Below are 17,347 nucleotides of genomic sequence, written 5' to 3'. Positions count from 1 at the left end.
ATGAGTACAAAATACAGCACCATTGTTATAGACGATGAGCCACTAGCAAGAGAGCGTTTGGTAAAATTATTAGGTAATTTCCCAGAAACCTTTCGTGTTTTAGATACGGCTAAAAACGGACGAGAAGCCAAACAAAAAATAGAAGCCTTAAAACCCGATCTTATTTTTTTAGACATTGAAATGCCAGGGCTTACAGGTTTTGAATTGTTAGAAGCGCTAGAAACGATTCCCATAGTTATCTTTTGTACGGCTTACGATCAATATTCGTTAAAAGCCTTTGAAACTAATAGTATCGATTATTTGGTAAAGCCTGTGCGTTTAGAACGTTTAGAAAAAACCATTGAAAAATTAAAGTTGTTAGATAGACGTTTTTCTACTCAAAATTTTTCTAGTCTTTTAAAAGAAATAGCGTTACAAAAAGAAGCTAAAAAAATGACGTCTATTACCGTTAAAAAAGGTGATAAACTTGTTTTTGTAAAATTAGAAGACGTTTCGCATTTTGAAGCTGGCGATAAATATGTAAATATCTATGCAAAAAACGAGATTCATTTAAGCGAGCAATCTTTAATTCAATTAGAACAAAAATTACCACCTAACTTTTTAAGAGTGCATCGTTCTGTAATTATAAATACAGATTATATTAAAGAAGTCCAGAAATATTTTAATAGTCGATTCATCATCACTTTAAACAACAATAAAAAGAGTAGTATTACAACAGGTAGAAGTTATAACGATGCAATTAAAACTTGGATGGGAGTTTAGTAAATACATTAAAAAAACAAACGATAAGCCATCTAATTTTTTAGCATAACACAAAAAACACTAATTTTGCCCAAAAATAAAACGTGGTAAAAATAGACAACATAGAACTTCCCGATTTCCCATTGCTTTTAGCACCTATGGAAGATGTAAGCGATCCGCCTTTTCGTGCGTTGTGTAAAGAACAAGGAGCCGATGTTGTGTATACCGAGTTTGTATCTAGTGAAGGCCTTATACGTAATGCCCAAAAAAGCGTTATGAAGCTTGATATCTACGAAAAAGAACGTCCCGTAGGCATTCAAATATTCGGTGCTAATTTAGATAGCATGTTGCAAACTATTGATATTGTATCGGCTTCAAAACCCGATATTATTGATATTAACTTTGGTTGTCCCGTAAAAAAAGTAGTAAGTAAAGGTGCTGGCGCAGGCATTTTAAAAGATGTGTGCCTTATGGAACAACTCACTGCCGAAATGGTCAAACGTACCAATATACCTATTACCGTAAAAACCCGTTTAGGTTGGGATCATGATTCTATCAGGATTGTTGAGGTTGCCGAACGTTTGCAAGATGTAGGCTGTAAAGCCATTGCCATTCATGGCAGAACGCGTGCCCAAATGTATAAAGGCGATGCCGATTGGAAACCCATTGCCGAAGTAAAAAACAATCCACGCATGCACATCCCTATATTTGGAAATGGCGATGTTACCTCTCCAGAACGCGCCATGGAAATGCGCGACGCATATGGATTAGATGGCTGTATGATAGGGCGTGCCAGTATTGGCAATCCGTGGTTTTTTAAGCAAGTAAAACACTTTTTTGAAACCGGTGAGCATTACCGACCAATTACCATGCAAGAGCGCGTAGAAGCGGCTCGCCGTCATTTACAAATGTCTATCGATTGGAAAGGCGAAATTCTAGGCGTTTTCGAAACCCGCCGTCATTACACCAATTATTTTAAAGGCATTCCGCATTTTAAAGATTACCGAATGAAAATGGTAACTAGCGATGCCTCAGCCGATGTGTTTGCAGCCTTCGATGAGGTACTAGAAAAGTTTGGCGATTTTCAGTTTACTGAGTAAATGGATATCTGGTATATTAAAAAACGGTCCTATTAATCTACTAGAAATATAAATAAGGTTTTGTCATTTCGACTTTAGGAGAAATCACACGAGTAGCTAAGTTTTTAAACATCCACTTGCGGGGATTATAAGGGTGTTTTTCAAATAATGAGAAATGTTTTTTGGGCAAATGGCAAGCCAGCGCGCTATTCGTTACTAGTTTTGGCTCGATGCACGCCTCGCCAAAAGCTAACCACTACTATCGCTTTTGCATCTATCTGCCAATTAAATTTTGTCCTAAATATTAGGTGTATTTGTTATAATCATAACTTTTTTAAGGAGAACTTGCTCTTTCGTGAGAAGGATTGCAGCTATATGCTTTTTGCTTTTTTGTAAAAGATAAAGCGTAATCATGAATAAAGCTTGTTAGCCATTTTTCATGGCAACTCACCCTAATAATTCTGAACCAACGATTTTGTAATACGTACCGATGCTATTTTTGAAGCAATAATGCCTAAAACGGTAATAGTTAAGAATACAATAATAAAGTTTTCAATTTTTATGGTAACAGGATAAGCAAGAGATGGGGTTATCATAACCAAATTAAACCCTTTTTGAAGTAAAGTAATAATTAAAGCAACTCCTAAACCTATAAAGCCGCCAATAATACTCATTAAACTTCCTTGGTAAAAGAAAATTTTACGAATATCGGCTACTGTGGCACCAATATTAAAAAGTGTATTAAGGCTTTTCTTTTTGTCTAACATCATCATTATTAAAGAGCCTATAACGTTAAAAAAAGCAATAATTAATACGAGCGTAAATATTAAATAAACAGCTAAATTTTCTGTGTTTAGCATTTTGTAAAGCGCATCATTTAACTGTGCTTTATTTTTTATAATAAAATTTCCGCCTAAAACAGTTTGAATCTTTTGTTTTACAACAGTTTCATCGGCACCTAGTTTAAGCTTAAATTCTATACCGCTTATTTGATTTGGTTTGTAGTTTAGTAAACGTTGTGTTAAATCTATAGGCGCAAAAAGATAAGAATCATCTAGTTTTTCGTTAACAGAAAAAATACCTACATTAAGTGTGTTAACAGAGCTAACTGCATCTTTTGTAGAAGTTATTTGTCCTTTTCCTGGTTTTGGAACATAAATGGTAACATGTTTAGCATAGTCTAAAACACCCATAGATAAGTTATGTGCAATACCATAACCCACCATTATTTGGTTTGACTTTTGATCAATCCAACTACCATATTCTATAACAGAATCAATATTTACTACTTTTTGAAAATGTTCGTCTACGCCTTTTACAATAGCGGGGTAGTTTTTGCCATCAAAAGTAACGATGGCACGTTCTTCAATAACTTTAGAATATAAAATAATGTCTTCTATATCATTTAGTTTAGCCGTTTTGTCTTCAGTTAAAATAAACGACTTTCCAACCGTTGTTTCTGCTTTTAAATCAGGATCTACAATACTTGAAAATTGTAGAGTAAAATCTTTTAAACCTGCAAAACCAGAGAGGACTATAAATAAGGATGCGGCACCTAAAATAATACCTATTACAGCAATAATGGTTATAAAATTAATAGCATTATTACTGCTTTTAGAGCGTAAATAACGTTTTGCTATATATAATGATAGATTCAATTACGATTTTTTTCTTTTATCAAGTAAATTGGAGTCTTTTATTGGGTTTTCTTTTCCCTTTAACGATTTGTCTATTTGATCGATATACTCTAAAGAATCGTCAATAAAAAATTCTAATCGAGGCATGCGTCTTAATTGATTTTTAGTACGCTGTGCTATTTCATGCTTAATTAGTGGCGCATTAGATTTTATGCCTTCAATAAGTTCTGCACCTTTATTGTTAGGAAAAATACTTAAATATACTTTAGCAACCGACAAATCGACGGTTACTTTTACTTTAGATACCGATATTAAAATACCATGCATACCACCTTGTGTTGCAGCGCCTTGTAGCACTTCTACTAAATCGCGTTGTAAAACCGATGCTATTTTTTTTTGTCTTTGACTTTCTTCTAAGTTGCTCATGGTGTCTACCTATTTATAGGTTTAGAATGCAAAAATAACGGATATTTAAAGATTATCTTGCTTTTGGAAGTGTTTTTCGTATTTTGATGTAGAATTTAGAGATTTCAGTCTTCAAGGAAAAATAAAATTTAATGAATAAAATTGAACATATAGGTATTGCTGTTAAAAACATTGACGATTCTAATGAATTGTTCTCTAAATTATTAGGGAAACCTCATTATAAAACAGAAACAGTTGAAAGCGAAGGTGTAAAAACATCTTTCTTTAAGGTAGGAAATAATAAAATTGAATTATTAGAAGCTATAAGTGAAGATAGTCCTATTGCTAAATTTATAAATAAGAAAGGAGAAGGTGTTCATCATATTGCTTTTGATGTTGATGATATTGAAGCAGAAGTAAAACGTTTAAAGCAGGAAGGTTTTATTGTTTTAAACGAGACTCCTAAAAAAGGTGCTGATAATAAGTTGGTTGTATTTTTGCATCCTAAGTCAACAAATGGGGTGCTTATAGAGCTTTGCCAAGAAATTATTTTAAACGAATAAATTCTTGTAGAGTTTTAAAATTAATATTAGATTTGCACTCCAATTTGGGTCCCATAGCTCAGTTGGTTAGAGCACCTGACTCATAATCAGGTGGTCCTTGGTTCGAGCCCAAGTGGGACCACTTTTACAGATTGTAAAGCCTTACAGAAATGTGAGGCTTTTTTTATATAGGGATTCATTATAATTTAATAATATAATAGTCATTTTTTATAATAACTTGAAATTCAATTATAAAGTTTAATTTATTTTTCACTTAAATTTATATATATTTGCTGTGCGAAGTAAAAATTGAGGGATTGATTGTTATTTCTATAATATTTTTATGATATTGGACACTTTTTATCATAAAAGTATATTACAAAAATTGCTTTTTATCGATAGTTTTAGACGTTTCATAGATGTTCTTTGACCATAAATCCATCAAATTATTTTTTGAAACGCTTTTTTTTATACATTTGCCTCCAAATGACAATACAAAATAAAAGAATATTTGCCTCAATCTTATTTGTATTAATAAGTTTTGTATGTGCCTCTCAAGAATTACCTCCACCTGGACCACCAACACCTCCACCGGGTTTTGTTCCTATTGATGGAGGCGTGCTAATTGGTGCCTGTTTTGCTTTATTTTATGGCGTTAGAAAAATATTCCAAAAAACAGATAGTTAGTTAATATTATTGATTTAATTCTAAAAGCTTAGCTACATATTTTCCTAATACATCAAATTCTAAATTAACTACAGTTCCCTTTTTAAAAGTATGAAAGTTTGTATGTTCATACGTATAAGGTATAATAGCGACACTAAAACTATCCTTTTTCGAATTAACAACCGTTAAGCTTGTACCGTTTATGGTTATTGATCCTTTTTCAATAGTTATATTGTTTAAACTAGAATCGTAACTAAATGTAAATACCCAGCTACCATTTGCTTCTTCAACATTTGTGCAAACAGCTGTTTGATCTACATGCCCTTGTACTATATGTCCATCAAGTCTGTCACCAAGCATCATAGCACGCTCTAAGTTTACTTTATCATTAATTTCTATGGTTCCTAGGCTAGTTTTGTTTAATGTTTCTTTAATTGCTGTAACGGTGTATGTATCATCAACTATTTTTACAACCGTTAAACAAACGCCATTATGTGCTACGCTCTGATCAACTTTTAATTCGCTTGTTATAGGGCTCTTAATGGTGATATGAAGATTATCTAGTTCTTTTTTTAAGTCTGAAATAACACCAATATTTTCAATAATTCCAGTAAACATATTATTATCTGTTTATTTAGTTAAATTTGTACCATCAAAATTACGAACAAAACTTATCATTTTTAATGAATAAAGCAGAAAATATAATAGTAGGAATATCAATTGGAGACTTAAATGGTATTGGAGGAGAAATTGTTTTAAAAACGTTTCAAGATGCAAGAATTTTAGATTTCTGTACACCAGTAATTTTTGCATCTATAAAATCAATGAGTTTTTTAAAAACTCATTTTAAGTCGGCAATTAATTTTCATAGCATACATGCTATTAATCAAATTGCTTTTGGAAAAGTGAATGTTTTTAACGCTTGGAAAGAACCTGTAAATATTGATTTTGGAAAAGAAGATTCTAAAATTGGTGAATTTGCTATAAAATCTTTGGCATCGGCAACACAAGCTTTGAAAAATGGCGATGTAGATGTTTTAGTTACAGCACCTATTAATAAACATAACATTCAATCGGAAGCTTTCAATTTTCCTGGACATACAGATTATTTAGCACAAGAGTTAGAAGGAGAAAGTTTAATGTTTATGGTTACCGACACTTTAAGAGTAGGTTTACTAACAGATCATGTACCTGTAAAAGATATATCTAATCATATTACTTCCGAATTAATTGAAAAGAAAATAAACACGGTTTATAATTCACTTTTAAAAGATTTCAAAATAGGAAGGCCTAAAATAGCTGTTTTAGGAATTAATCCACATACAGGAGACAATGGTGTTATTGGAACAGAAGATGATGATGTTTTAAGACCAACGCTTAAAAAGATAAAGGATTCAGGGAAACTGGTTTATGGACCTTATGCAGCCGATAGTTTTTTTGGCTCTAATAATTATAAGAATTTTGATGCCATTATTGCATCATATCACGACCAAGGACTCATTCCTTTTAAAACATTGTCATTCGGACAAGGTGTAAATTATACAGCGGGTTTAAATAAAGTTAGAACATCTCCAGACCATGGAACGGCTTACGAGATAGCAGGAAAGGGTGAAGCCGATGAAAATTCATTTAAGGAAGCGCTCTATACAGCTATTCAAATTTTTAAAAACAGATCTGATTATGAAGATATTACTTCAAATCCATTAAAAAAAGTACCAAGACCTGAGCGTAAACAAAGGCATAATTAACTGTTGAAATTAAAGTGTTAAAGATATAAACAAAAAAATGTTTATAAGTAATGTTGCGTAAATAAAAATTTATATATTTGCAGGCTCAAAATAGATGTGATAATGAAGCCATTAAAAGAGTTTACAATTCCATTTGTAGGGTTAAAGGTAGGAAAACATCAATTTGATTATGAAATTAAAGAAACGTTCTTTGAATATTTTGAGTATGAAGATTTTAATAATGTAGATGTTAAAGTAGATCTTGTCTTAGAAAAAAAGACAACTTTACTAGAATTACATTTTGAAATTTCAGGATTTGTTAATATTAATTGCGATTTAACTAACGAACCATATAATCAAACTATTGAAAATGAATTTGATTTAGTCGTTAATTTTGGTGATGAATATAATGATGAAAATATTGATATTCTTATTATCCCTCATGGGACTTATGAAATTAATATTCAGCAATACATTTACGAATTAATAGTACTAGCTGTACCAATTAAGCGTGTTCATCCTGGAATTGAAGATGGGACATTAAATTCAGAAATACTTGAAAAATTAGAACAATTAAGCCCTAGGCTTAAAGAAGATAAACAAAAAGAAGAGGATATAGATCCTCGCTGGAATACATTAAAGAAACTATTAACGGATAAATAACTATAAAAAATGGCACATCCTAAAAGAAAAATCTCGAAAACAAGAAGAGATAAAAGAAGAACACATTATAAAGCAACTGCGCCACAGATTGCTACTTGCCCAACAACAGGTGAGGCTCACTTATATCACAGAGCACACTGGCATGAAGGAAAATTATATTACAGAGGTCAAGTATTAATTGACAACTCTGAAGCAGTAGAAAACGTAGCATAAATAGTATGCACGCATATTATAAAAACGCTCATTTATGAGCGTTTTTTTTATGATATGACTTTTCTAAAGACAAAAACACATAATTTGTGTGCTATTAAAGTAAAATTTAGTAGTTTTCACAAAATTTTGAACGTTTTTGTCCAAGTATTAATAATTTTTTGGTCGAATTAACTATAAAGTTATGAGTAAAATCTCAGCGGCAATTACAGCTGTAGGCGCGTATGTGCCAGAATACGTATTAACCAACCAAATCCTTGAGACAATGGTTGATACAAATGATGAATGGATTACCTCTAGAACAGGAATTAAAGAACGTCGAATTCTTAAAGACGACGGAAAAGGAACTTCTTTCCTAGCTATTAAAGCTGCAGAAGATCTTATTAATAAAAAAGGTCTTGATCCTAAAGATATAGAACTTGTTATTGTTGCTACAGCAACTCCAGATATGAAAGCCGCTTCAACAGCAGCTTACACAGCTTCAGAAATTGGTGCTACTAATGCATTTTCTTTTGATATGGATGCGGCATGTTCAAGTTTTTTATTCGGAATGTCTGTAGCTGCAAGTTATATAGAGTCTGGTCGTTATAAAAATGTATTATTAATTGGTGCCGATAAAATGTCATCAATTATTAATTATAAAGATAGAGCAACTTGTATTATCTTTGGCGATGGTGCAGGTGCTGTTTTATTTGAAGCAAATGATGAAGGTTTAGGTTTGCAAGATGAATACCTAAGAAGTGATGGAACAGGTAGAGATTTTTTACAAGCTACTTATGGAGGGTCTTCACATAAATTAACTGCAGAAATTTTAGAACAAGGCGGTCAATATGCATTTCAAGAAGGCAGAACCGTATTTAAAAATGCCGTGTTTAATATGGCTGATGCTGCAGTTAAAATTTTAGAGCGTAATAATTTAACAAAAGATACAGTAGATTGGCTTGCAGCACATCAAGCAAATAAACGTATTATTGATGCGACTGCACAACGCATAGAATTAGAAGATGAAAAAGTCATGATGAATATAGAAAAGTATGGAAATACTACGTCTGCTACTTTGCCATTACTAATAAACGATTACGAATCGCAACTTAAAAAAGGGGATAATATCATATTCGCAGCCTTTGGAGGCGGATTTAATTGGGGGTCTATTTATTTAAAATGGGCATATAATTCTAAAAACTAACCACAAACCAAAGTAATTTAATTAGCAAAATTATGGATATTAAAGAAATTCAAAACTTAATTAAATTTGTTGCCAAGTCTGGTGCAAGTGAAGTTAAATTAGAGATGGATGATATCAAAATCACCATAAAAACAGGATCAGAGCCTGATACAACTATTATACATCAAGCTCCTGCGGCTCAAATGCCACAATTAGCACAAGTTCCTGTGCAACCTGTAGCAACAGAAGTTGCGCCTGTAGCTAACGCAACAGAGGCAGCAGCAACAGAAGATTCTAAATATATTACTATAAAATCACCAATCATTGGTACTTTCTACAGAAAGCCAGCTCCAGATAAACCTTTATTTGTCGAGGTAGGTCAAACTATTGCCGAAGGTGATGTGCTTTGTGTTATTGAAGCTATGAAGCTTTTCAATGAAATTGAATCTGAAGTTTCAGGAAAAATAGTGAAAATATTAGTTGATGATTCTTCTCCTGTAGAATTCGATCAACCATTATTTTTAGTAGATCCATCATAACCTATTAAAAATTCCAATATACAAATCTCAAAATCCAATATTTGGAATTTAGCGATTGGAATTTGTAATTTTTAATTCAAGAAGTTATGTTTAAAAAAATATTAATAGCCAATAGAGGAGAAATAGCACTGCGTGTTATTAGAACCTGTAAAGAAATGGGCATTAAATCAGTAGCTGTATATTCTACGGCAGACGCAGATAGCTTACACGTAAAATTTGCCGATGAAGCTGTTTGTATAGGACCTGCTGCTAGTAGCGAGTCTTATTTAAAAATGTCTAATATTATTGCAGCTGCCGAAATTACCAATGCAGATGCCATTCATCCTGGATACGGATTTTTATCAGAAAACGCTAAGTTTTCAAAAATTTGTGAAGAACACGGAATAAAATTCATTGGTGCTTCTCCAGAGATGATAGATCGTATGGGCGATAAAGCAAACGCCAAAGAAACTATGAAAGCTGCAGGTGTACCATGTGTACCGGGTAGTGATGGAGTTATAAAAGACTTTGCCGAATGCGAAAAATTAGCAGTAGAAACAGGATACCCTGTTATGCTTAAAGCTTCTGCCGGCGGTGGAGGAAAAGGTATGCGAGGTGTTTTTAAACCAGAAGATTTAAAAGACGCTTGGGATTCTGCAAGACAAGAAAGTAAAGCAGCCTTTGGAAATGATGATATGTATATGGAAAAGCTTATTGAAGAGCCTAGACATATCGAAATTCAAATTGTAGGAGATTCTACAGGAAAAGCATGTCATTTATCAGAAAGAGATTGTTCTGTTCAACGTCGTCATCAAAAGTTAACAGAAGAAGTACCTTCTCCTTTTATGACAGATGAGCTTAGAGAAAAAATGGGTAATGCTGCTGTAAAAGCATCAGAGTATATAAAGTACGAAGGCGCAGGAACCGTAGAGTTTTTGGTAGATAAGCATCGTAATTTCTACTTCATGGAAATGAATACTCGTATCCAAGTAGAGCATCCTATAACAGAACAAGTAATAGATTTCGATTTAATTCGTGAGCAGATTCTAGTCGCTGCAGGTGTGCCAATTTCAGGAAAAAATTATTTCCCAAAATTACATTCTATTGAGTGTCGTATAAATGCCGAAGATCCTTTTAATGATTTTAGACCATCACCAGGGCGCATTACAACATTACACGCTCCAGGAGGTCATGGTGTACGATTAGATACGCATGTGTATGCTGGCTATTCTATTCCGCCAAATTATGACTCTATGATTGCTAAGTTAATTACAACAGCGCAAACAAGAGAAGAGGCTATCAATAAAATGAAACGTGCCTTAGACGAGTTTGTAATAGAAGGAATAAAAACAACCATTCCGTTCCACAGACAACTTATGGAACATCCAGATTATTTAGCTGGTAATTATACCACTAAATTCATGGAAGACTTTGTGATAGAAAAAGAAATCATTGAAGAATAAATAATTAAAACTCCGAAAGCAATTTCGGAGTTTTTTTTGTTTTTAAGGGTGTTCCTTTTGCCGAAAAAGGCAAAAGTCAGGCTTTCCGCTATATCTTTCTGAGTAGCAGTCCCGAACCTGTTTCGGGATCTCATTATCAATCAACTTTTAGTTTGTAAAGGAAGTTCCAAGTATAAATTTTCGTATAAAGGATGCCGCTTCAATCCTTAACACGAGCTACTTCATCTAAAATAAAACTGTAAATTAGCTAGATGAATCTTTCTTATTGGGAAATAAAAAGTTGGCTAACAAATGTAGATTATACTATAGTTGGCAGTGGTATTGTAGGACTTAATTGTGCATTACAACTTAAAACGCGTTTTCCCAAAGCTAAAATCATCATATTAGAAAAAGGAACATTGCCGCAAGGAGCGAGTACAAAAAATGCAGGATTTGCATGTTTTGGAAGTCTAAGCGAAATACTAGATGATTTAAAATCACATTCTGAAGAAGAAGTCATTCAGCTCGTAGAAAAACGCGTAAATGGCTTAAAACTATTAAGAGAAATTTTAGGCGATGATGCCATTAATTATCAAAATAATGGTGGTTATGAATTGTTTAGTAATTTAGATACTACCCTTTTTGATAGCTGTTTATCTCAAATAGAAAGCATAAACAAGTTGCTAAATCCTATTTTTAAGGACGCCGTTTTTAGTTTAAAAACCAACAGTTTTAATTTTAAAAATATAAAAGATCAGTATATTTTTAATCAGTTTGAAGGGCAATTAGATACTGGAAAAATGATGGAAGTATTGCTTCAAAAAGCGCAATCAAAAGGTGTTAAAATTTTAAATAATATTGAAGTTGAACATTTTTCAGAAACTATTAATTCTGTAAAAATAAAAACCAATCAGTTTGAGTTTTCAACCTCAAAGCTATGTATTGCAACCAACGGATTTACATCGCAACTTTTACAAGAAAACGTAAAACCAGCACGCGCACAAGTTCTTATAACTAAACCTATTAAAAAGTTACATATAAAAGGCACATTTCACTTAGATAAAGGTTATTATTACTTTAGAAATATTGACGATAGAATCCTTTTAGGAGGCGGCAGAAACTTAGATTTTAAAGGAGAAGAAACAACCGAGTTAAATCAAACAGCATTAATTCAAAATAAGTTAGAAACACTATTAAAAACAACTATATTGCCAGAAACTCCTTTTGAAATAGATTATAGATGGAGTGGCATCATGGGTGTTGGAAATCAAAAAAAAGCCATTGTAAAACAGGTGTCTAATCATGTGTTTTGTGGTGTGCGACTTGGTGGTATGGGCGTTGCAATAGGGAGTTTAATAGGAAAAGAGTTAGCAGAATTAATTCCTGCGTAGGCAGGAATCTATTTTAGTAGATAAAGCATGAATATAAAAGAAGAACTATACAATCAGTGTTTAGAATTTATCGATAACCGATTTCAAATCATTCAAAACACGATAAACAATATTCAAAAATCACTCACATCAGAAACAAAAAGTAGCGCAGGCGATAAACATGAAACTGGGCGTGCCATGTTGCAATTAGAACGCGAAAAAGCAGGTAATCAACTTGCCGAAATTCAGAAAACAAAAGAAATACTTTCTAAAGTAGATCTTTCTAAAACCTCTAAAAGCATTGGTTTGGGAAGTGTGGTTTATACAACACAAGCAAATTATTTTATTGCTATAAGTACTGGCGAATTGAAAGTAAATAATGAGGTGTTCTACGCAATTTCATCTAACACACCTATTGGGAAATTGTTGATGGGAAAAGTGGTTGATGATGTTGTGAAATTTAGAGCACAGGAATTTAAGATTGAATCTGTTTTATAGCTTACAGTTTTTCAATAGAAAGAAGGACTTCTAATTCTCTTTCAAGACTTTCATGATGCTCAAAAAACACAATATTAGCATCTATTTCAACTTCAATTAAATAATAATTTCCTTTAAAATAAGAATGTTTAACGGTTGCTTTTAAGTTCGATTTTTCAACTATTCTTATTTGATGTGCGTAAACAATACGTCCATTAATCTCATTAAATTCTCCAAAAAAGGAAGCAATTAATTTGTCTTTTGGATTGTTGTATAAATTTTTAGGAGTGCCTTTTGCCATAATTTTAGCCTCGTGTAAAACAATCATGTTATCTGAAAACGATAAGACATCATCTTTATCGTGTGTAGCAACAATACATGTAATGTTTTCTTCTTTTAAAAATTTAAATAAGCTTCTGCGTAACGATTGTTTTTTAAAATTATCAATATGACTAAAAGGTTCGTCAAGTAAAAGAATCTCAGGCTGTTTAGCAATAGCTCTGGCAATGGCAACACGTTGTTTTTGTCCGCCACTTAAAAATTTAACTTTAGTATTTGCAACATCATTAAGTTCAACAACTTTTAGAAGTTCTTTAATACGTGCTTGCTTTTCTTCAGGATAGAAGTTAGAAAGGAACGCACCAATATTTTCCGCAACCGTAATAAATGGCATTAAATCGAATTCTTGCGCTACATATTTCATGTATTCTGGACCAATAATTAAATTATGTTTTGGTCCTAAAACTTCATAGTTTTTCCAGTAAATGTTGCCTTCATTTAAATCGTAAGTACCATAAAGTAGTTTTAAAAGCGTGCTTTTTCCGGAGCCGCTTTCTCCTATAATAGAAAAATGTTCTCCTGTTTTAACAGAAAAATTAATGTTACTTAAAACAGGTTGATTTTTATAACTAAAGGATAGATTTTTTACTTGTAGCATACGGATATTCTAAAAGCAAAAATAGCACAAAAGAAATTACTATTCATTTGGTAATTCTTGAAAGCCCATATTATAAAGTGTAAACCCAAAAATATCGGCATATTGGTCTATAATTTTACTAACCGGAGTTCCTGCTCCATGACCAGCATCGGTTTCAATACGTATTAAAGTAGGGTTTTTACCTATTTGTTTACTTTGTAATTCGGCAGCAAATTTAAAACTGTGGGCTGGCACAACTCTATCGTCATGATCGCCTGTAGTAATTAAAGTTGCTGGGTATTCAACATTTTCTTTTACGTTATGTACAGGCGAATATGCTATTAAATATTCAAACATGGCTTCACTTTGTTCTGCTGTTCCATAATCGTAAGCCCAACCTGCGCCAGCGGTAAAGGTGTGATAGCGTAGCATATCTAAAACACCAACTGCAGGCAATGCTACTTTTGCTAATTCAGGGCGTTGTGTCATAACAGCACCAACTAATAAACCTCCGTTAGATCCACCTCGTAATGCTAAATATTTAGAAGATGTATAGTTATTAGCTATTAAGTATTCCGCGGCAGCGATAAAATCATCAAAAACGTTTTGTTTTTTTAGTTGAATACCGGCATCATGCCATGCTTTTCCATACTCGCCACCACCTCGTAAGTTAGGAACAGCCAAAACACATCCTTGCTCCATCCAAATAGTATTGGTAATGCTAAAAGCGGGTGTTAAGCTAATGTTGAATCCGCCATAACCATATAGAATGGTTGGGTTTTCTCCGTTTAATTTTATCCCTTTTTTGTGAGTTATAATCATTGGGATTTTTGTGCCATCTTTAGATTTGTAAAAAATTTGATGACTTTCATAAAGATCGCTATTAAAATCGATTTCAGGCTTCCAATGTAAAGTGGTTTCTTCTGTTTTAGGATTTAAGGCATAAATGCTTGATGGTGTATTGTAATTTGTAAAGCTATAGTATAATGTTTTAGTGTCTTTTTTACCTGAAAAACCAGAAACTGTTCCTAATCCTGGTAATTTAATATCTCTTATTAAGTTACCGTTGTAATCATATTGTTTTATTTTAGAAATGGCATCAACCATGTAATTTGCAAAGAAGGACCCACTGCCTTTTGTTGCGTTTAAAACATGTTCTGTTTCTGGAATAAGATCTATCCAGTTTTCAGGTGTTGGGTTTGATGCATCAACCGAAATAATTTTCTTGTTAGGTGCATTAAGGTTCGTAACAATATATAAATTACTGCCTTTATTATCTATAATATAACTGTCGCTATTAGTGTGATTTAATACAGTAATGAGTTTACTGTTAGGAACCGATAAATCTTTAATATATAACTTGTTACCCGATGTTGATGTTCTTGGGGTTAAAACTAAATACTTGTTGTCTTCGGTAACAGTTGCATAGATATAGCGATGCTTTTCTTCAGGAATGCCTCCAAAAATTAGGGTGTCTTCTTTTTGAGTTGTTCCTAGTTTGTGGTAATATATTTTATGTTGATCTGTTTTTGCAGATAATTCACTTCCGTCAGGTTTATCATAGCTTGAATAATAAAAGCCTTCGTTTTTGTACCAAGATATAGCGCTAAATTTTACGTTGATTAAAGCGTCTTCAATCTTTTCTTTGGTATCTGTATTTATAATGATAATTTTTCTCCAATCGCTTCCACCTTCAGAAATGGAGTAAGCCAATATATTGCCCTCTTTAGAAAAGCTTAAAGCATCTAAAGAAATAGTGCCATCTTTTGAAAATGTATTGGGGTCTAAAAAGATGGTTTCTTTGCCATCTTCTTTTTTTCTATAAATGATATCTTGATTTTGTAAGCCATCATTTTTTGAAAAATAAGTATAATCTCCTTCTATAAAAGGGGCTCCAATTTTTTCGTAATCCCATAAATTCGCTAACCGTTCTTTTAATTTTGTTCTGTATGGAATATTGTCTAAATAGTTATACGTAGTTGTGTTTTGAGCTTTTACCCATGCTTCTGTTTCAATACTTCTATCATCTTCTAACCATCTAAAAGGATCTTTTACTTTATGATTAAAGTAGGTATCGATTGTGTTTACAGTTTTTGTTTTAGGGTAATTCAAAAGGGAAAATGTTTTTTCAAAAATAGACAAAAAAAGCTCCTGAAAAAATACAGAAGCTTTAGCGTTTAGTTGATAAAGTATTAATGTTTTACACTAAGTTGTTTTCAATTAAATATTCAGCAATTTGAATGGTGTTAGTTGCTGCGCCTTTACGTAAGTTATCGGCAACAATCCACATGTTTAATGTATTTGGTTGAGTTTCATCTCTACGCAAACGTCCTACAAAAACTTCATCTTTATCATGTGCAAAAATTGGCATTGGATACGTGTTTGTAGCTGTATTATCTTGTAAAATAACACCAGGAGTATCGCTAATAATTTGCTTAACTTCAGTTAAGTCAAAATCATTTTCAAATTGAACATTTACAGATTCTGAATGTCCACCAGCCGTAGGAATACGAACAGCCGTAGCAGTTACAGAGAATGTTTTGTCGTTAAATATTTTTTGTGGCTCTCTAGCCAACTTCATTTCTTCTTTAGTGTATCCGTTTTCTAAAAACACATCACAATGAGGTAATGCATTTCTACCAATTGGATAAGGATATGCCATTTCTCCTTCTATACCTGCAATTTCGTTTTCTAATTGTTTTACAGCTTTAACACCTGTACCAGAAACCGATTGGTAAGTAGAAACAACAATACGTTTCATTTGGTATTTTTTATGAAGCTTAGATAAAGCCAAAACCATTTGTATAGTTGAACAGTTTGGGTTTGCTATAATTTTATCGTCTTTAGTTAATTCGTGTGCATTAATTTCTGGAACAACTAATTTTTTAGTAGGATCCATCCTCCAAGCAGATGAATTATCAACCACTGTAGTACCAGCTTCGGCAAATTTAGGAGCCCATTCTAAAGAAGTATCTCCACCTGCCGAAAATATAGCAATTTGTGGTTTTGCAGCCACAGCATCAGCTAAACCAATTACGGTATATTCTTCGTTTTTATATGTTAATTTTTTTCCAACAGAGCGTTCAGATGCTACCAATAGCAATTCAGTTACAGGAAAATTACGTTCTGCAAGAACTTTTAGCATTACTTCACCCACCATTCCAGTGGCGCCAACTACAGCTACTTTCATATCAAGTATAATTTAAATTTTAGGCAAAATTAGGCATTAATTACATTTTTAAACGAACAAAAAGCCCTCTATTTTCTGAAACAGAGGGCTTTTTAACAACAAATAACACTATGTTATTTATTTAACAAGTTGTTACTTTTTAAGTAAATCTCTTATTTCTGCAAGTAAATCTTCTTGTGATGGTCCTGCAGGAGCTTCTGGTGCTGGTTCTTCTTTTTTCTTCATTTTATTAACACCTTTTACAATTAAGAACATAACAAAGGCAACAATAATAAAGTCGATAACATTAGTAAGGAAAGCACCCCAAAGTACAGAAACTTCTCCTTCTAATACACCTTCTGCATTAGCCACGCCTTCTTTAACTACGTATTTTAAATCTTTGAAATCTGCATTGAATATTAATCCAATTAATGGAGACACAATACCTCCTGTAAAAGCAGTTACAACTTCTTTAAAAGCCGCACCCATTACAAAACCTACTGCAATGTCTATAAGGTTACCCTTCATTGCAAATTCTTTAAATTCTTTAAGCATAATTATAAATTATTAGTTAGTGAGCCACTAAAATAGTTAAAAAAGTTAAAAGAATTAACATTTGT

Annotated in this window: 19 protein-coding genes and 1 tRNA gene; 13 read left to right on the top strand and 7 right to left on the bottom strand. The window is 32.7% G+C overall.

The window, feature by feature from the left end:
- Both ACH5TW_RS09455 and dusB read left to right on the top strand, forming a co-directional pair.
- On the top strand, window positions 1–762 hold the full coding sequence (locus ACH5TW_RS09455; RefSeq protein ID WP_439336252.1) for a LytR/AlgR family response regulator transcription factor: 762 nt from the start codon (window positions 1–3) through the stop codon (window positions 760–762).
- Window positions 763–845: 83 nt separating this feature from the next.
- Window positions 846–1,841 carry a tRNA dihydrouridine synthase DusB gene (gene dusB / locus ACH5TW_RS09450; RefSeq protein ID WP_439336251.1) on the top strand — a complete coding sequence of 332 codons (996 nt, stop codon included), beginning with the start codon at window positions 846–848 and terminating at the stop codon, window positions 1,839–1,841.
- A gap of 431 nt (window positions 1,842–2,272) precedes the next feature.
- Here dusB and ACH5TW_RS09445 read toward each other — a convergent pair whose 3' ends face one another.
- Together ACH5TW_RS09445 and rbfA are read right to left on the bottom strand one after the other, a co-directional pair.
- Window positions 2,273–3,478, bottom strand: a complete 1,206-nt coding sequence (locus ACH5TW_RS09445) for an ABC transporter permease (protein WP_439336250.1) — start codon at window positions 3,476–3,478, stop codon at window positions 2,273–2,275.
- The gene (gene rbfA / locus ACH5TW_RS09440; RefSeq protein ID WP_439336249.1) at window positions 3,479–3,883 is read right to left on the bottom strand and encodes a 30S ribosome-binding factor RbfA; all 405 of its coding nucleotides are present in this window, start codon (window positions 3,881–3,883) and stop codon (window positions 3,479–3,481) included.
- Window positions 3,884–4,014: 131 nt separating this feature from the next.
- Between rbfA and mce the strand changes: the two genes are divergently transcribed.
- The 3 genes from mce (at window position 4,015) to ACH5TW_RS09425 (ending at window position 5,091) form a co-directional block, all read left to right on the top strand.
- Window positions 4,015–4,425 carry a methylmalonyl-CoA epimerase gene (gene mce, locus ACH5TW_RS09435; protein WP_439336248.1) on the top strand — a complete coding sequence of 137 codons (411 nt, stop codon included), beginning with the start codon at window positions 4,015–4,017 and terminating at the stop codon, window positions 4,423–4,425.
- Window positions 4,426–4,472: 47 nt separating this feature from the next.
- Window positions 4,473–4,546: transfer RNA gene (locus tag ACH5TW_RS09430), tRNA-Ile, on the top strand.
- 344 nt (window positions 4,547–4,890) lie between these two features.
- The gene (locus ACH5TW_RS09425; protein ID WP_439336247.1) at window positions 4,891–5,091 is read left to right on the top strand and encodes a PID-CTERM protein-sorting domain-containing protein; all 201 of its coding nucleotides are present in this window, start codon (window positions 4,891–4,893) and stop codon (window positions 5,089–5,091) included.
- Window positions 5,092–5,097: 6 nt separating this feature from the next.
- Here the strand turns inward: ACH5TW_RS09425 and ACH5TW_RS09420 are convergent, their stop codons facing one another.
- On the bottom strand, window positions 5,098–5,688 hold the full coding sequence (locus ACH5TW_RS09420) for a riboflavin synthase (protein ID WP_439336246.1): 591 nt from the start codon (window positions 5,686–5,688) through the stop codon (window positions 5,098–5,100).
- 65 nt (window positions 5,689–5,753) lie between these two features.
- Here ACH5TW_RS09420 and pdxA point away from each other — a divergent pair, with 65 nt between their 5' ends.
- The 8 genes from pdxA to ACH5TW_RS09380 all read left to right on the top strand — a co-directional run bounded on the left by pdxA (window position 5,754) and on the right by ACH5TW_RS09380 (window position 12,663).
- The gene (pdxA, locus tag ACH5TW_RS09415) at window positions 5,754–6,818 is read left to right on the top strand and encodes a 4-hydroxythreonine-4-phosphate dehydrogenase PdxA (protein WP_439336245.1); all 1,065 of its coding nucleotides are present in this window, start codon (window positions 5,754–5,756) and stop codon (window positions 6,816–6,818) included.
- Between the two features lie 102 nt (window positions 6,819–6,920).
- Complete coding sequence (locus ACH5TW_RS09410) at window positions 6,921–7,460, top strand: YceD family protein (protein ID WP_439336244.1); 540 nt, start codon at window positions 6,921–6,923, stop codon at window positions 7,458–7,460.
- Between the two features lie 9 nt (window positions 7,461–7,469).
- Window positions 7,470–7,673, top strand: coding sequence for a 50S ribosomal protein L32 (gene rpmF, locus ACH5TW_RS09405; protein WP_069829108.1), 204 nt, complete (start codon window positions 7,470–7,472; stop codon window positions 7,671–7,673).
- 181 nt (window positions 7,674–7,854) lie between these two features.
- The gene (locus ACH5TW_RS09400; protein ID WP_439336243.1) at window positions 7,855–8,856 is read left to right on the top strand and encodes a beta-ketoacyl-ACP synthase III; all 1,002 of its coding nucleotides are present in this window, start codon (window positions 7,855–7,857) and stop codon (window positions 8,854–8,856) included.
- Window positions 8,857–8,888: 32 nt separating this feature from the next.
- Window positions 8,889–9,374 carry an acetyl-CoA carboxylase biotin carboxyl carrier protein gene (accB, locus tag ACH5TW_RS09395; protein ID WP_439336242.1) on the top strand — a complete coding sequence of 162 codons (486 nt, stop codon included), beginning with the start codon at window positions 8,889–8,891 and terminating at the stop codon, window positions 9,372–9,374.
- Window positions 9,375–9,460: 86 nt separating this feature from the next.
- Window positions 9,461–10,816 carry an acetyl-CoA carboxylase biotin carboxylase subunit gene (gene accC, locus ACH5TW_RS09390; protein WP_439336241.1) on the top strand — a complete coding sequence of 452 codons (1,356 nt, stop codon included), beginning with the start codon at window positions 9,461–9,463 and terminating at the stop codon, window positions 10,814–10,816.
- Between the two features lie 251 nt (window positions 10,817–11,067).
- Window positions 11,068–12,186, top strand: coding sequence for an NAD(P)/FAD-dependent oxidoreductase (locus ACH5TW_RS09385; RefSeq protein ID WP_439336240.1), 1,119 nt, complete (start codon window positions 11,068–11,070; stop codon window positions 12,184–12,186).
- Between the two features lie 27 nt (window positions 12,187–12,213).
- Window positions 12,214–12,663: a 3-oxoacyl-ACP synthase gene (locus ACH5TW_RS09380; RefSeq protein ID WP_439336239.1), complete on the top strand. Its 450-nt coding sequence runs from the start codon at window positions 12,214–12,216 to the stop codon at window positions 12,661–12,663.
- A 1-nt stretch (window position 12,664) separates the two neighbouring features.
- On the opposite strand, the gene ACH5TW_RS09375 is transcribed toward ACH5TW_RS09380, so the two are convergent.
- From ACH5TW_RS09375 to mscL, 4 genes are all read right to left on the bottom strand, one after another.
- The gene (locus ACH5TW_RS09375) at window positions 12,665–13,579 is read right to left on the bottom strand and encodes an ABC transporter ATP-binding protein (RefSeq protein WP_439336238.1); all 915 of its coding nucleotides are present in this window, start codon (window positions 13,577–13,579) and stop codon (window positions 12,665–12,667) included.
- 39 nt (window positions 13,580–13,618) lie between these two features.
- Window positions 13,619–15,670 (bottom strand): prolyl oligopeptidase family serine peptidase, encoded by a 2,052-nt coding sequence (locus ACH5TW_RS09370; RefSeq protein WP_439336237.1) that lies wholly within the window; start codon window positions 15,668–15,670, stop codon window positions 13,619–13,621.
- Window positions 15,671–15,758: 88 nt separating this feature from the next.
- A complete protein-coding gene (locus ACH5TW_RS09365) occupies window positions 15,759–16,748 on the bottom strand; it encodes an aspartate-semialdehyde dehydrogenase (protein ID WP_439336236.1) in 990 nt (329 codons plus the stop codon).
- Between the two features lie 132 nt (window positions 16,749–16,880).
- Entirely contained in the window at window positions 16,881–17,282 is a 402-nt protein-coding gene (mscL, locus tag ACH5TW_RS09360) for a large conductance mechanosensitive channel protein MscL (RefSeq protein WP_439336235.1), read from the bottom strand.
- Window positions 17,283–17,347: the final 65 nt, after the last annotated feature.

Origin of the sequence: Thalassobellus sediminis, from assembly GCF_044386045.1 — a bacterium.
GTDB lineage: Bacteria > Bacteroidota > Bacteroidia > Flavobacteriales > Flavobacteriaceae > Thalassobellus > Thalassobellus sediminis.
The sequence above is the reverse complement of the archived record's forward strand: the minus strand, read 5'-3'. Positions and strand labels throughout refer to the sequence as shown.